Here is a 13,571-nt window from a genome sequence, read left to right as displayed (position 1 = left end):
GTCAGCCGTCGCCGAGGTTGGTTTCCAGCCAATGCTCAAGCCAGTGGATGTTGTAGCCACCCGATTGGATGTCTTCTTCGGCCAGCAGGGCGTGGAACAGCGGCACAGTGGTGTCGACACCGTCCACGATCAACTCACCCAGAGCGCGCCCCAGACGGGCCAATGCCTCGGGCCGGTCGCGGCCATGCACGATGAGCTTGCCGATCAGGCTGTCGTAGAAGGGCGGGATCGAATAGCCGTCATACAGCGCCGAATCCATCCGCACGCCAAGCCCGCCGGGGGCGTGATACTGCGTGATCTTGCCCGGGCAGGGCGCGAAATTCGGCAGTTTCTCGGCGTTAATGCGGACTTCGATGGCATGGCCATTGATGGTCAGATCGTCTTGGGTAAAGGACATCGGCAGCCCTTCGGCCACGCGAATCTGTTCGCGCACCAGATCGACACCAAAGATCGCCTCGGTCACCGGGTGTTCCACCTGCAGACGGGTGTTCATCTCGATGAAGTAGAACTCGCCGTTCTCGTAGAGGAACTCGATCGTGCCGGCGCCGATGTAGTTGATATTGGCCACGGCGTCGGCGCAGGTCTTGCCGATGCGCGCGCGTTCCTCGGGCGTAATCGAAGGGCCGGGGGCCTCCTCAAAGACCTTCTGGTGGCGACGCTGCAGCGAACAGTCGCGCTCGCCCAGATGCACGGCATTGCCCTTGCCGTCGCCAAAGACCTGAATCTCGATGTGGCGCGGCGTGGTGAGGTATTTCTCGATGTAGACTTCGTCGTTGCCGAAGTTCGACTTGCCCTCGGCGCGGGCGGTCTGGAAGGCTTTTTCCATGTCGGCTGCGGTCTGGGCCACTTTCATGCCCTTGCCGCCGCCACCGGCGGTGGCCTTGATGATGACCGGATAGCCGGTCTCCTCACCGATGCGCTTGGCCTCTTCCAGCGAGGTCACCCCGCCTTCGGAGCCGGGCACGCAAGGAACGCCGAGCTTCTTCATCGTGTCCTTGGCGGTGATCTTGTCGCCCATGACGCGGATATGCTCGGCGGTGGGGCCGATGAAGGTGAGCCCGTGATCCTCGATCACCTGCACGAAATTCGCGTTCTCGGACAGGAAGCCGTAGCCGGGGTGGATCGCCTCGGCGCCGGTGATCTCGCAGGCGGCGATGATCGCGGGGATCGACAGGTAGGATTGGGTCGAGGAGGGCGGACCGATGCAGACGGATTCGTCGGCCATGCGCACGTGCATCGCGTCACTGTCGGCGGTGGAATGCACCGCGACGGTCTGGATGCCCATTTCGCGGGCCGCGCGGATGACGCGCAGCGCGATCTCTCCCCGGTTGGCAACTAGGATTTTGCTGAACATGTCCGGCCCTTATTCCAGGATGACCAGCGGCGCGCCGAATTCCACGGCGTCGCCGTCGCCGACGAGGATGCGCTTGACGGTGCCAGCGCGGGGGGCGGGGATGTGGTTCATGGTCTTCATCGCCTCGACGATCAGAAGCGTGTCACCTTCGGAGACGGAGGCCCCGACGGAGATGAACGCCGGCGCGCCCGGCTCGGCCTGAAGATACACGGTGCCCACCATCGGCGAGGTCACGGCGCCGGGGTGATCAGCCGGATCGGCGTCGGCAGCAGGGGCCGGAGCAGCGGCGGGGGCGGCAGCGGCGGGCGCCGGTGCGGCGGCCGGCGCCGGGGCGGCTTGGTACTGCTGCTGGGGGGCGGCCATGACCTGCTGCGGGGGCTTGCGGCTGACGCGCACGTTCAGGCTGTCATCCTCGGCATAGTCGCGTTTCACCTGAAGCTCGGTCAGGTCGTTTTCGTTCAGCAGCTCGGCGAGGGCCTTGATGAAGGCCACGTCAGCGTCATGGGTTTTGTTTGTCATTGGATCCTCGAAGATTTCGGCAGGCCTGCGGCCCGTCGCTGCGCGATTGATTGGCACGCTTATAGGGCATGGGCAAAGCCATGAAAAGCCAACTGTTGTCTAGGGGGTAGGATCGGTTTTTTGTCGCGCAAAGCAGTCCGGGCGCGAGAAAGAGGCTGTGCCTCAGCCGCGCGCGCCGGACCTGAGTGACCTTAGGTCAGATCGCGAGGTATTCTGCGCGCAGTTCCGCGTTGTCCAGCACCTCGGCGGCGGTGCCGTCAAAGACCACGCCGCCGGTGTCGAGGATCACCGCCCGGTCGGCCAGTTTCAGCGCCCGCACCGCGTTTTGTTCGACCAGAATCGTGGTGATGCCCTGCGCTTTGATCAGCCCCAGCGTTTTCTCGATCTCATCCACGATCACCGGCGCCAGCCCTTCGTAGGGTTCATCGAGTAGCAACACCTTGATGTCACGGGCCAAAGCGCGGGCGATGGCGAGCATTTGCTGCTCCCCGCCGGAGAGGGTCACCCCCTCTTGATGGCGCCGCTCGCGCAGGCGGGGGAAGAGGTCATAGAGCCGGTCGAGCGACCAGCCGATGGGCGGGGCGATCTGGGCGAGTTTGAGGTTCTCTTCGACCGTGAGGCCGGAAATGATGCGCCGGTCTTCGGGCACCAGTGCCAGCCCCGCGGCAGAGGCTTGGTGGCTGGCCATATTATGCAGCGGCTGATGGTCGAGCCAGACCTCGCCGCGTTTCAGCTCCGGGTCGCTCACCCGCGCGATGGCCCGCAGGGTCGAGGTTTTGCCCGCCCCGTTGCGGCCCAGCAGGGCGAGAATCTCCCCCTCATGGACGTTAAAGCTCACCCCCTGCACGATGTAGCTTTCGCCGTAATAGGCGTGAATGTCCCAGACCGAGAGGAAGGCGGGGGCGGTTTGGGCGTGGTTGGCGTTTTTGTCGAGCGTGCTGGTGGTCATGTGCTGTCCTAGATCTGCGGCAAAGGGAGAGGGTCAGGCGGCGTCTTGGCTTTCGCCGAGGTAGGCTTCGCGCACCTTGGGGTGGCCCTTGATCCGGTCGGGCGTGTCTTCGACCAGCGGCGTGCCTTGGGCCAGCACGGTGATCCGCTCGGCCAGTGAAAAGACGACATGCATGTCGTGTTCGATGATGGCGATGGTGATGTCGCGCTCGTCCTTGATCTGTTTGAGCAGGTCGATGGTGTTGTTGGTGTCGGCCCGCGCCATCCCGGCGGTCGGTTCGTCCAAAAGCAGCAGACGGGGGTCTTGGGCGAGACACATAGCGATCTCCAACCGCCGTTTGTCCCCGCGCGACATGGAGGCTGCGGGCATGTGCCGTTTGTCGATCATATGCATGTCGCGCAGCATTTCCTCGGCCTTGTCGATCATGTCGCGCTGGCCCACGACCCGCGACCAGCCGTTCAGTTGAAATGCCCCGTCGCGTTTGGCAAGGCAGGGGATCAGCATGTTTTCCATCACCGTCAGATCACCAAAGATTTCGGGCGTTTGGAACACGCGGGAAATGCCCATCTGGTTGATCTCATAGGGTTTGCGCCCCAGCACCGACTGCCCGTCGAACATGACAGAGCCGGTATCGGGGATGAGCTTGCCCACCAGACAGTTCAGCAGGGTGGATTTGCCCGCCCCATTGGGGCCGATGATCGCGTGGACGGAGTTCTCCGCCACGCTGAGGTTCACGTCGCTCAGCGCCTGCAACCCGCCAAAGCGCTTGCCGACATTTTTGACTTCGAGAATGGACATGATGTCTCTCCTATTCCGCGGCTTCGCTGCGCTGTTGGGCGGCGTCGGCCTCGACCGAGCCCGCGTTCTTGTCCCGGCGGCGGAAGACCCGGCCCAGACGTTGCCCGCCCTCGACTAGCCCACCGGGCAGGAAGATCACGACCAGCATGAACAGAAGGCCAAGGGTCAAGTGCCAGCCCTTGCCGACGAAGGGGTGAATGATGGCGACCATCGCGTCTTCGATCCCGTCGGGCATGAAGGCGAACCAGCCGTGTAGCACGTTGTCGTTGATCTTGGCGAAGATGTTCTCGAAATACTTGATGAAGCCCGCACCCAGCACCGGCCCGATCAAGGTGCCCGCGCCACCAAGGATCGTCATCAGCACGACTTCGCCCGATGCGGTCCATTGCATCCGCTCGGCCCCCGCCAGCGGGTCCATCGCCGCCAGCAGGCCGCCCGCAAGCCCGGCATACATGCCAGAGATGACAAAGGCCGCCAGCGTATAAGGCCGCGTGTTCAGCCCAGTGTAGTTCATCCGCTGCTGGTTCGATTTCACCGCCCGCAGCATCATGCCAAAGGGCGAGCGGAAGATGCGGATCGCCAGATAGAAGGCGAGGATCAGGAAGACCGCGCAGAAATAGTAGCCGACCGAGAAGGTGAAGGTCCAACCGCCGAAGAACAGCGTCGTCGAGGAGTTCATCGCGGCACCGAAGAGATTCGGGAACGAAGGGGCGTCCACGGATTGGAGGTACTGCGGATCGGAGGTGTAAATCTGCAACCCCGTTTCACCATTAGTGATCGGCGTCAGCACTGAATAGGCGAGGTTGAAGGACATCTGCGCGAAGGCCAGCGTCAGGATCGAGAAGTAGATGCCCGAGCGCCGCAGGCTGATGTAGCCGATCAATGCCGAGAACAGCCCCGCCATGATGACGGCCAGCACCAGCGCGGGCACGACGTTGTAGCTGAGCAGTTTGAACATCCAGACGGCAGAGTAGGAACCGACCCCCAGAAAGGCCGCATGGCCGAAGGAGAGATAGCCGGTCAGCCCGAAGAGGATGTTGAACCCGATGGCAAATATGCCAAAGATCACAAAGCGTTGCATCAGGTCGGGGTAGCCCGCGTTGAACTGTGCAAGGCCCGAATCCGCCGGAAAGGGGTTGAGGATGAAGGGGGCGAAGAGCGTGAGAACGATCACGATCCCCAAGAGAAGTGTATCGCGTTTTTCCAGTCCGAACATGTCTTATTCCTCCATCACGCCGCGGCGCCCCATCAGACCGCGCGGGCGGACCAGCAGGATCACGATGGCAACGACGTAGATGATGATCTGGTCGATACCGTAGATGATGCTTTTGATTTCATTCATCGACGCGAGGCTTTCGAGGATGCCCAGCAGGAATCCCGCCAGCACCGCGCCGGGCAGGGAGCCCATGCCGCCGACTACGACGACGACGAAGCTCAGCACCAGAAAGTCCATGCCCATGTGATAATTCGGTGAGTTGATCGGCGCATACATTACGCCTGCAAGCCCCGCCACGGCGGCGGCGATGCCGAACATGATGGTAAAGCGGCGGTCGATGTCGATCCCCAGAAGGCCCACGGTCTCACGATCCGCCATGCCTGCGCGGACCACCATGCCGAAAGTGGTGAATTGCAAGAAAGCAAAGACCGCGGCGATGATGAGGGTCGAAAAGCCAAAGTAGACCAAGCGCCAATAGGGGTAGGCCAAAGACGTGTCCAAACCCAAGAGCGGCGCGAAATCGAAGCTGCCGACAAAGGCCTCGGGCGCGGGTGTGGGGATTGGGTTGGCGCCGTAGAAATATTTGACGACTTCCTGCAAAACGATGGCGAGGCCGAAGGTCACGAGGATCTGATCCGCATGGGGGCGCTTGTAGAAATGTTTGATCAGCCCGCGTTCCATGATGAAGCCAATGAGCAGCATCACCGGAATCGCAAAGAGGATCGCCAGCGGCACCGACCAATCAATGATCGCCTGTCCCGTTTCCGGCCCGAACCACTGTTCGACATAGGGGGTTTTGACCTTCAGTGGATTGCCGAGGAAATCCTTCTTGGTCTCGTCGATGGTCTCGACGCTCAGCGTCAGAATGCGTTGCAGCGTGACCGAACAAAAGGCCCCGATCATGAAGAGCGCCCCATGGGCGAAATTGACCACGCCAAGGGTGCCGAAGATCAGCGTCAGCCCAAGCGCGATCAGCGCATAGGCCGAGCCTTTGTCGAGGCCGTTGAGTATTTGCAGAAGGATTGCGTCCATGGTCCCCACCTGTAAGGGAAGCGTTTACAAGCGGCTTGGCCGCTTGCAGCGATAAAAAGGGCGCGCAGGATCAGGCCCGCGCGCCATCTGATTTAGCGGATCACGCGCCGGGGTTGCATTTGCCCAGATCACCGCCCGCGAACATCGGGTGATCGGGGGCATATTCGACCTGTGCACGGGGCGTCTGTTCGACGATCTCCAGCGTGTCGTATTCGCTGGTCGGGTTCTCTGCCCCCTTCATCACGAGCACATCTTTGAAGCACTGGTGATCGTCGGCGCGGTAGAGTGTCGGCCCGTTGCCCAGCCCGTCGAACTCATAGCCCTCAAGCGCCTCGACCACGGCGCAGGGGTTGAACGAGCCCGCGCGTTCCACCGCATCGGCATAGAGCAGGGTCTGCACGTAGCAGGTATGCGCGGAGTTCGAGGGCGGGCGGCCATATTTCTCACCAAAGGATTTGGTGAAGGCTTTGGACCCTTCATCCTGCAGCTGCCAGTTCCAGTTCATCGAGCCGATCACGCCCTGCACGTTGGCCCCGGCACCGGCGGCCATCAGCTCGGAGTAGAGCGGCACGACGATCTCGAATTTCTTGCCGTTGACCTGTTTGTCGAGCAGGCCGAACTGCACCGCGTTGGTGAGCGAGTTCACCATGTTGCCGCCGTAGTGGTTCAGCACCAGCACATCGGCGCCCGAGTTCAGCACCGGCGCGATATAGGAGGAGAAATCGGTCGAAGCGAGCGGCGTCAGCACGTTCTCCACGGTCTCCCAGCCCATCGCCTCGGTCGCGGCGGCGATGGATTCTTGCTGGGTCCAGCCCCAGTTGTAATCCGCCGTCAGGTGATAGGCGCGACGCTCAGAGCCATAGGCGTTCTTGAGCACCGGGGCGAGAGCGGCGGCGGACATATAGGCGTTGAAAAAATGCCGGAAGCCATTGGCCTTGCGGTCTTTACCGGTGGTGTCATTGGCATGGGTGAGACCCGCCATAAAGATCACGCCCGCCGATTGGCAAAGGTCCTGCACCGCCACGGCCACGCCCGAGGACGAGCCGCCGTTGATCATCACCGCGCCGTCTTTTTCGATCATCGACTTTGCGCTGGCGCGGGCGGCGTCGGATTTCGTCTGGGTGTCGCCGGTGACATATTCGACCTTCTTACCCAGAATGCCGTTCCCTTTCAGCGCCTTGGAGCTGAAGGTGTTCATCATGCCGCCGTCGCCCCCGCCATTGAGGTGTTCGACAGCAAGCTCTTGCGCGCGCAGCTCATCCAGACCTTCTTCGGCATAGGGGCCGGTCTGGGGCACGTTGAAGCCAAGCGTCACGGTGCTGCCCGTGGGGGCATTGGTGAAGCCCGCGTGATTTTCCGCGCGCAGATAGGTCGGCAGCGCCAACCCCGCACCGGCAACCGCGCCGGTCTGGATCAGCCCGCGGCGTGTCAGTTTCGTAAACGACATGAAGTCCTCCCATTTTTGTAAGTCGCGGCAGCGGAACCTCCCCCCGATGCCACAACACGCAATAGTGCAAAGAAACTATGGCGTGGAAAATGAAAACCGATCAATAAGGCACTTGATCGAAAAGATTTTCTTGTAAATATATTCGCAATCGCATCGGTGGTCCTGTAAAGAATATGATATTGCGGCGCAGAAAGACCTTGAAACAACGGGCGAAAAATCCCGCGGGGCCGTCCCATGCGTGAGGGGCTGACCGGCAGCCGCATCCGTGAGCGGCGCGTGATGGCGGGGCTGAAACAGGCGGAGCTTGCGCAGCAAAGCGGCATCTCGGCCAGCTATCTCAATCTCATCGAGCACAATCGGCGCAGAATCGGCGGCAAGCTTTTGCTCAACATCGCCCATGCGCTTGGGGTCGAGCCGCAGGCGTTGACCGAAGGGGCCGAAGCCGCGCTGATCGCCACCCTGCGCGAGGCGGCAGAGGATGCGGGGCTAACCGGGCCAGAGAGCGACCGGGCGGATGAATTCGCGGGGCGGTTTCCGGGCTGGGCCAAGGTGCTGGCCACCAGCCAGCGCCGCATCGCGGCATTGGAGCAGACGGTTGAGGCGTTGTCGGACCGGTTGGCCCATGACCCGCAGCTTGCCACATCGATGCATGAATTGCTCAGCACCGCAGCGGCGATCCGGTCGACCGCTGCGATTCTGGCCGAAACGGACAGTTTGCAGGCGGAATGGCGCGATAGGTTTCACGCCAATATCCACCAAGACAGCCGCCGCCTGTCCGACAGCGCGCAGGCGCTGGTGACCTATTTCGACAATGCCGCCGAGACCCGCGAGGTGGCCCATTCGCCCCAGGCCGAGGTTGAGAGTTTCCTCGCCGCGCATGACTACCGTTTCGACCCTTTGGAAGAGGCGCGCGCCCCGCAGGCGGCAATTGCGGCGCTGGTCGAACAGGCCGATACGCTCAAGACCAAGGCCGCGCAGCATATCGCGACGGGGGTGTTGCAACAGATCGCCCGCGATGCGGCGGCGCTGCCCTTGGCGCGGCTGGAGCGGGCGGCGGGGGAGATGGGTCACGATCCTGCCGAATTGGCGCAGGCACTCGACCAGCCGATGGGCCGGGTGCTGCGGCGCTTGGCGTCACTGCCTGACCTCGGCGCGGGGCTGGTGGTCTGTGATCGCTCTGGCAGCGTGACATTCGCCAAGTCGATCGAAGGGTTCACCGTGCCGGGCTTTGGCGCCTGCTGCCCGCTTTGGCCGCTCTTTGCGGTGCAGGGGCAGCCGGGGTTGGTGATGAAATCCCGCGTCATGCAGATGGGGCGCGGGCAGGCGGAGTTCGAGGCGATTGCCACCTGCGAAGTGCAAGCTGCGGCTGCCTATAACACGCCGCCGCTCAGCCAATCGGTCATGCTGCTCTTGCCGGTGCTCTCGGGGGCGGCACCTGCGCAGCCCGTGGGCGCGACCTGTCGCATTTGCCCGGTCGAAGGATGCCGCGCGCGGCGCGAGCCTTCGATCCTGCGCGAGGGGATCTGAGGTCGCGCGGAAGGCAGTTTTTGACAGGGCTGGCAAACCGATGCATGCTCGCCTCGGTGCGCGAGACCCCGCAGCAAGACGGGGCGGCCGCACACCGAGGGGGGAGACTTTTTGCCGATGAGCAAACTCGTAGTTCTGGTGGAGGACGAGGTGAATATCGCCGAGGCCATCCGCTTTTTGCTGAGCCAAGAGGGTTGGCGTGTGGAGACCTTGGCCAATGGGTCAGGCGCGGTGGAGGTGATCCGCAAGGCATCGCCGGATCTGGTGATGCTCGACGTGATGCTGCCGGGCAAGAGCGGTTTCGAGATATTGGATGAGCTGCGGGGTGACCCCGAAACCGGCGCGTTGCCGGTGCTGATGCTGACCGCGCGGGGCCAAAGCCGGGACCGCGCCATGGCCGAAAAGGCGGGTGTCAGCCGCTTCATGACCAAGCCGTTCTCGAATGCCGAGATGCTGGACGCGGTGCGCGACCTGATCGCCAGTTGACCCGCCATGCCCCGTAGGCCGATCTTTTTGGAAAAACGCGGCTACCGTCAGCGACGGATGATGGATGCGGTGCGCCTGTTGCCGTTTCTGGGAATGATGCTGTGGATGGTGCCGCTGCTTTGGCCTGTGCCAGCGGGCAGTACGGACCCCACCGCGCCGACCATCCCGATGAGCGTGGCGCTGCGCTATCTTTTCGGGGTTTGGGCGCTGCTGATCTTGGGGACATGGGCGCTCTGGCGGCGGACGCGGGATGTGGCCTCGGGTGAGGATGCAGCACAGCCGGACGGGCCGCGCTGATGGTATCGCTCAACCAGTTGGTGGCGGTCTGCCTGATGTATGTGGCGGGGCTGTTCATCGTGGCCTTCGCCGCCGAACGCGCGGCCCTGCGCGGGCAGGGCGGCTGGCTGCTGCGCTCGCCGCTGGTCTACACGCTGTCGCTGTCGATCTACTGCACCGCTTGGACCTTTTACGGCGCGGTGGGATATGCGGCGCGCTCGGGGCTGGAATATGTGACGATCTACCTCGGCCCTTCGCTGGTGATGATCGGCTGGTGGTGGGGGCTGCGCCGTTTGGTGCGGATCGGGCGAAGCCATCGCGTCACCTCGATCGCGGACCTGATTTCATCGCGCTACGGCAAGTCCAACACGCTGGCGATTGTCGTGACGGTGATGGCCGTGATCGGTGTGACGCCCTATATCGCGCTGCAATTGCAATCGGTTATCCTGTCGCTGTCGATCTTCGCCGCCGCCGACGTGCCGCTGGCCGAGGCGGGGGGCGATGTGATCAACCGGGGGCAGGCGGCGCTTTGGGTCGCGGCGGGGCTGACGCTCTTTACCGTGCTTTTCGGCACCCGGAACCTGAACGTAAACGAACGGCATCACGGCGTGGTCATCGCCATCGCGGTGGAGGCGGTGGTCAAGCTCTTGGCGCTGGTGGCGGTGGGGGTCTACGTCATCTGGGGGCTGGCCGGGGGCTTGGGCGAGACCTTGGCGCGGATCGACGCCTCAGACATCGGCCAATGGGAGGTGCAGGGCAGCCGTTGGGCCGCGTTGACCGTGCTTTCGGGGGCCGCGCTTTTGTGCCTGCCGCGCATGTTTCAGGTCATGGTGGTCGAGAACGACGACGAGCGGCAGTTGCAGATCGCAAGCTGGGCCTTCCCGCTGTACCTGATGCTGATGAGCCTTTTCGTCGTGCCCATCGCGGTGGTGGGGCTAGACCTGATGCCCGAAGGCGCGAACCCCGATCTTTTCGTGCTGAGCCTGCCGCTCAGCCAAGGGCAGAACGGGCTGGCGATGTTGTCTTTCTTGGGCGGTTTCTCGTCGGCGACTTCGATGGTGATCGTCGCCACGCTGGCGCTCTCGACCATGGTGAGCAACCATATAGTCATGCCGATCTGGTTGGCGCTGCGCCGCGATGGGGCGACGCAGTCGGGGGATGTGCGCAATATCGTCATCCTCGCGCGGCGGCTGTCGATTTTCTGCGTGGTGGGCTTGGGTTATCTCTACTATCGGGCCTCGGGCGGCAGCGGGGCGCTGGCGGCGATTGGCACGATTTCCTTTGGTGGGGTGGCGCAGTTTTTGCCCGCGATGCTGGGCGGGGTACTCTGGCGCGGGGCCACGCGGACCGGCGCGCTTTGCGGGCTGGGCACGGGCTTTGTGCTTTGGGTGTTTACCATGCTGCTGCCCAGTTTTGGCGCGGATGTGGCCCTGTCGAGCGCGACCTTGGAACAGGGGCTTTGGGGGCTCGCTTGGCTGCGCCCCGAGGCGCTTTTTGGCATCGCGGGGATCGACCCGACGGTGCATGCGGTGGTCTGGAGCCTCGCGCTCAACACGCTGGTTTTCGTCGTCGTCTCTCTCTTTAGCTTCCCTACACCGCTGGAGCGGCTACAGGGCGCGCAATTCGTCAATGTCTTTGACCATTCCGGCCCGGCGCGGGGGTGGACGGCCTCGGTCGCGGGCAGCGAAGACTTGATGATCATGGCGCAGCGCATCTTGGGCGCAACGGAGGCGCAGGCGTTTTTCACCCGCGAGGCCGAGCGGCAAGGGCAGGGGCAACGTCTGCCGGAGCCCACGCCACGATTCGTGCAGGCGCTGGAGCGGGAGTTGGCGGCTTCGGTCGGTGCGGCCACGGCCCATGCGATGGTGGCGCAGATCGTCGGCGGGGCCTCGGTCTCGGTCCAAGACCTCTTGGCTGTGGCCGACGAATCCGCGCAGATGCTGGAGTATTCCAGCCAGTTGGAGGCCAAGTCGCGGGAGTTGACCGAGACAGCAGCGCAGCTGCGCGCGGCCAATGAGAAGCTGACGCAGTTGTCGCTGCAAAAGGACAGTTTCCTCAGCCAGATCAGCCATGAATTGCGCACGCCGATGACCTCGATCCGCTCGTTCTCCGAGATCCTGCGCGATGCGCCCGGTCTCACGGACGCCGACAAGAACCGCTATGCCACGATCATCCATAGCGAGACGATCCGTCTGACGCGGCTATTGGATGATCTGTTGGACCTGTCGGTGCTGGAGAACGGGCAGGTGACGCTGAACCAGCGCGAAGGCAACCTACGCGATCTGCTGGATCTGGCGGTGACCACGGCGCAAGCGGGGGCCACGCGGCCGCTCAAGGTGCTGCGCGATCCGCAGGCCGAGGATATTGTGCTGACCAGCGATCTCGACCGGCTGGTGCAGGTCTTTATCAACCTCGTCACCAACGCCCGCAAATATTGCGCTGCGAATGACCCGCAACTGGTGATCACGCCGCAGGTGACGGCGCAGGGGCTGGTGATTGATTTCGTCGACAACGGCCATGGGATCGACGCAGGGTCGGAGGCGCTGATTTTCGAGAAGTTCTCGCGCATCACGGGGGAAGGCGATGGCGCGGGGCTTGGCCTTGCCATCTGCCGTGAAATCATGTGCCGCTTGGGCGGAGAGATCAGCTTTCTGCGGGATGTGCCCGGCACGGCCTTCCGGGTTCAACTGCCTTCACGCGCCCTGACCGCAGCGGCGTAGAATACCGGCCCCTGATGGGACCGGCAGAGATCTCAGGTATAGCTTTGCCCCAGCATGGGGCGCATGTTCTCAAGGTCATATCCGCCTTGACGCGCCGCTTCGATGATCGCGTCGCTGTCCATCTCACCGGCTTGGCCCAAGGCCCAAGCGATGGTCGAACGGGTGCCCGAGGCGCAATAGGCCAGCACGGTGTCTTCCGTCTCCACGCCAAGGGCGCGGTTCTTGGCGATGACATCGGGGGTCATGGTCTGATGGGTCAGCGGCTGTTCGGCAAAGGCAATCCCCGCGGCCTCGGCCGCTTCGCGCATGGCGGCGGCCTGATGGCTGGGCGGCACTTCCGCGTCGGGGCGGTTGCACAGGATGCGGGTGATGCCTTGGGCGCGCAGGCTTTCCATGTCACCGGGCTCGATCTGCGGGGCGACGAAATAGCGGGGGGTGATTTGGCGAATATCCATGGGCCGATTTAAGCAGATGCAGCGGCCCTGTCCAGCACCGCCGGGACGGGCCGTTCAAACGCGCCGATCAGCCCAGCGAAATCCCGAGGATCACCAGCATCAGGCCGATGACCGACAAAAACAGCGCGCCCATATTCAGCGGCACGACTTTGCGCAGCACCACGCGCATCTCCTCATCGTCGAGCTGCGCGCGTTTTGCACGGCTCACCTTGATGATGCACCAGCCCAGACCGAGCAATCCCAAAAGGGACAGACCCGCGCCGCCCCAGACCATGAGATCGAATATAGATGTGTTTGCGCTTTCCATGGCGGCAGAGCTACGCCAAACCGCCAAGGGGGGCAAGTCCCGCTTGCGGGCTGGGCGTGCAGCATGTAGTCAAACCCGCCAGAGCCAGCCATTCCGTGAGGACTTCCCATGAGCGATACCAGCACCAATCCCGATGTCGTCGAATCCCAAGGTGATGCGACCTACCGGGTCACCGCCAATGAGCTGCGCCAGTTCGTCGAGCGGATCGAGCGTTTGGACGCCGAGAAGAAAGACCTTGCCGAACAGCAAAAAGAGGTGATGGCCGAAGCGAAATCGCGCGGTTACGACACCAAGGTGCTGCGCAAGGTGATCGCCCTGCGCAAGCGCGACAAGGACGACATCGCCGAAGAAGAAGCGGTAATGGAAATGTACAAAGAAGCCTTGGGCATGTGAGCGCCCTGCCGCGGCGGGACTGAATTTTCCGCGCGGCCTTGAATACCTCCGGCCCATCCCCATTTGCATCGGGCGTCTGCGCGGTCTCCGCG

At 63.1% G+C, this 13,571-nt stretch carries 14 protein-coding genes; 5 read left to right on the top strand and 9 right to left on the bottom strand.

Annotated elements, in window-relative coordinates:
• Window position 1: 1 nt before the first annotated feature.
• The 7 genes from accC to ACGYLX_RS06485 all read right to left on the bottom strand — a co-directional run bounded on the left by accC (window position 2) and on the right by ACGYLX_RS06485 (window position 7,315).
• A complete protein-coding gene (gene accC, locus ACGYLX_RS06515) occupies window positions 2-1,354 on the bottom strand; it encodes an acetyl-CoA carboxylase biotin carboxylase subunit (RefSeq protein WP_394448017.1) in 1,353 nt (450 codons plus the stop codon).
• Window positions 1,355-1,363: 9 nt separating this feature from the next.
• A complete protein-coding gene (accB, locus tag ACGYLX_RS06510; protein WP_394448015.1) occupies window positions 1,364-1,873 on the bottom strand; it encodes an acetyl-CoA carboxylase biotin carboxyl carrier protein in 510 nt (169 codons plus the stop codon).
• 196 nt (window positions 1,874-2,069) lie between these two features.
• Window positions 2,070-2,822, bottom strand: a complete 753-nt coding sequence (locus tag ACGYLX_RS06505) for an ABC transporter ATP-binding protein (RefSeq protein ID WP_067261816.1) — start codon at window positions 2,820-2,822, stop codon at window positions 2,070-2,072.
• A 33-nt stretch (window positions 2,823-2,855) separates the two neighbouring features.
• A complete protein-coding gene (locus ACGYLX_RS06500; protein ID WP_394448014.1) occupies window positions 2,856-3,620 on the bottom strand; it encodes an ABC transporter ATP-binding protein in 765 nt (254 codons plus the stop codon).
• Between the two features lie 10 nt (window positions 3,621-3,630).
• Window positions 3,631-4,836: a branched-chain amino acid ABC transporter permease gene (locus ACGYLX_RS06495; RefSeq protein WP_394448012.1), complete on the bottom strand. Its 1,206-nt coding sequence runs from the start codon at window positions 4,834-4,836 to the stop codon at window positions 3,631-3,633.
• Between the two features lie 3 nt (window positions 4,837-4,839).
• A complete protein-coding gene (locus tag ACGYLX_RS06490; protein WP_271689857.1) occupies window positions 4,840-5,868 on the bottom strand; it encodes a branched-chain amino acid ABC transporter permease in 1,029 nt (342 codons plus the stop codon).
• 100 nt (window positions 5,869-5,968) lie between these two features.
• Window positions 5,969-7,315, bottom strand: a complete 1,347-nt coding sequence (locus ACGYLX_RS06485; RefSeq protein WP_067261823.1) for a substrate-binding protein — start codon at window positions 7,313-7,315, stop codon at window positions 5,969-5,971.
• 234 nt (window positions 7,316-7,549) lie between these two features.
• Between ACGYLX_RS06485 and ACGYLX_RS06480 the strand changes: the two genes are divergently transcribed.
• The 4 genes from ACGYLX_RS06480 (at window position 7,550) to ACGYLX_RS06465 (ending at window position 12,324) form a co-directional block, all read left to right on the top strand.
• On the top strand, window positions 7,550-8,842 hold the full coding sequence (locus tag ACGYLX_RS06480) for a helix-turn-helix transcriptional regulator (protein WP_168612593.1): 1,293 nt from the start codon (window positions 7,550-7,552) through the stop codon (window positions 8,840-8,842).
• 117 nt (window positions 8,843-8,959) lie between these two features.
• On the top strand, window positions 8,960-9,328 hold the full coding sequence (locus ACGYLX_RS06475) for a response regulator transcription factor (RefSeq protein ID WP_067261826.1): 369 nt from the start codon (window positions 8,960-8,962) through the stop codon (window positions 9,326-9,328).
• Window positions 9,329-9,334: 6 nt separating this feature from the next.
• Window positions 9,335-9,625 carry a hypothetical protein gene (locus ACGYLX_RS06470; RefSeq protein WP_168612592.1) on the top strand — a complete coding sequence of 97 codons (291 nt, stop codon included), beginning with the start codon at window positions 9,335-9,337 and terminating at the stop codon, window positions 9,623-9,625.
• On the top strand, window positions 9,625-12,324 hold the full coding sequence (locus ACGYLX_RS06465; RefSeq protein WP_168612591.1) for an ATP-binding protein: 2,700 nt from the start codon (window positions 9,625-9,627) through the stop codon (window positions 12,322-12,324). Before ACGYLX_RS06470 ends, ACGYLX_RS06465 begins: the two co-directional genes overlap by 1 nt.
• A gap of 32 nt (window positions 12,325-12,356) precedes the next feature.
• Here ACGYLX_RS06465 and ACGYLX_RS06460 read toward each other — a convergent pair whose 3' ends face one another.
• Window positions 12,357-12,779 carry a TIGR01244 family sulfur transferase gene (locus ACGYLX_RS06460; protein ID WP_394448009.1) on the bottom strand — a complete coding sequence of 141 codons (423 nt, stop codon included), beginning with the start codon at window positions 12,777-12,779 and terminating at the stop codon, window positions 12,357-12,359.
• Window positions 12,780-12,846: 67 nt separating this feature from the next.
• Window positions 12,847-13,086, bottom strand: coding sequence for a hypothetical protein (locus tag ACGYLX_RS06455; protein ID WP_168612596.1), 240 nt, complete (start codon window positions 13,084-13,086; stop codon window positions 12,847-12,849).
• Between the two features lie 108 nt (window positions 13,087-13,194).
• Between ACGYLX_RS06455 and ACGYLX_RS06450 the strand changes: the two genes are divergently transcribed.
• Window positions 13,195-13,479 carry a DUF2312 domain-containing protein gene (locus ACGYLX_RS06450; RefSeq protein WP_067261835.1) on the top strand — a complete coding sequence of 95 codons (285 nt, stop codon included), beginning with the start codon at window positions 13,195-13,197 and terminating at the stop codon, window positions 13,477-13,479.
• The last annotated feature ends 92 nt before the right edge of the window (window positions 13,480-13,571 follow it).

The sequence above is a fragment of the Sulfitobacter sp. 1A13496 genome (assembly GCF_043557225.1).
Taxonomy (GTDB): Bacteria; Pseudomonadota; Alphaproteobacteria; order Rhodobacterales; family Rhodobacteraceae; genus Sulfitobacter; species Sulfitobacter faviae.
The sequence above is the reverse complement of the archived record's forward strand: the minus strand, read 5'-3'. Positions and strand labels throughout refer to the sequence as shown.

Coding starts and splice junctions, on each gene's coding strand:
- ACGYLX_RS06495 (WP_394448012.1), bottom strand. CDS start 4,836: ATGTTCGGACTGGAAAAACGCGATACACTTCTCTTGGGGATCGTGATC.
- accC (WP_394448017.1), bottom strand. CDS start 1,354: ATGTTCAGCAAAATCCTAGTTGCCAACCGGGGAGAGATCGCGCTGCGC.
- ACGYLX_RS06475 (WP_067261826.1), top strand. CDS start 8,960: ATGAGCAAACTCGTAGTTCTGGTGGAGGACGAGGTGAATATCGCCGAG.
- accB (WP_394448015.1), bottom strand. CDS start 1,873: ATGACAAACAAAACCCATGACGCTGACGTGGCCTTCATCAAGGCCCTC.
- ACGYLX_RS06490 (WP_271689857.1), bottom strand. CDS start 5,868: ATGGACGCAATCCTTCTGCAAATACTCAACGGCCTCGACAAAGGCTCG.
- ACGYLX_RS06450 (WP_067261835.1), top strand. CDS start 13,195: ATGAGCGATACCAGCACCAATCCCGATGTCGTCGAATCCCAAGGTGAT.
- ACGYLX_RS06505 (WP_067261816.1), bottom strand. CDS start 2,822: ATGACCACCAGCACGCTCGACAAAAACGCCAACCACGCCCAAACCGCC.
- ACGYLX_RS06470 (WP_168612592.1), top strand. CDS start 9,335: ATGCCCCGTAGGCCGATCTTTTTGGAAAAACGCGGCTACCGTCAGCGA.
- ACGYLX_RS06455 (WP_168612596.1), bottom strand. CDS start 13,086: ATGGAAAGCGCAAACACATCTATATTCGATCTCATGGTCTGGGGCGGC.
- ACGYLX_RS06485 (WP_067261823.1), bottom strand. CDS start 7,315: ATGTCGTTTACGAAACTGACACGCCGCGGGCTGATCCAGACCGGCGCG.
- ACGYLX_RS06500 (WP_394448014.1), bottom strand. CDS start 3,620: ATGTCCATTCTCGAAGTCAAAAATGTCGGCAAGCGCTTTGGCGGGTTG.
- ACGYLX_RS06480 (WP_168612593.1), top strand. CDS start 7,550: ATGCGTGAGGGGCTGACCGGCAGCCGCATCCGTGAGCGGCGCGTGATG.
- ACGYLX_RS06460 (WP_394448009.1), bottom strand. CDS start 12,779: ATGGATATTCGCCAAATCACCCCCCGCTATTTCGTCGCCCCGCAGATC.
- ACGYLX_RS06465 (WP_168612591.1), top strand. CDS start 9,625: ATGGTATCGCTCAACCAGTTGGTGGCGGTCTGCCTGATGTATGTGGCG.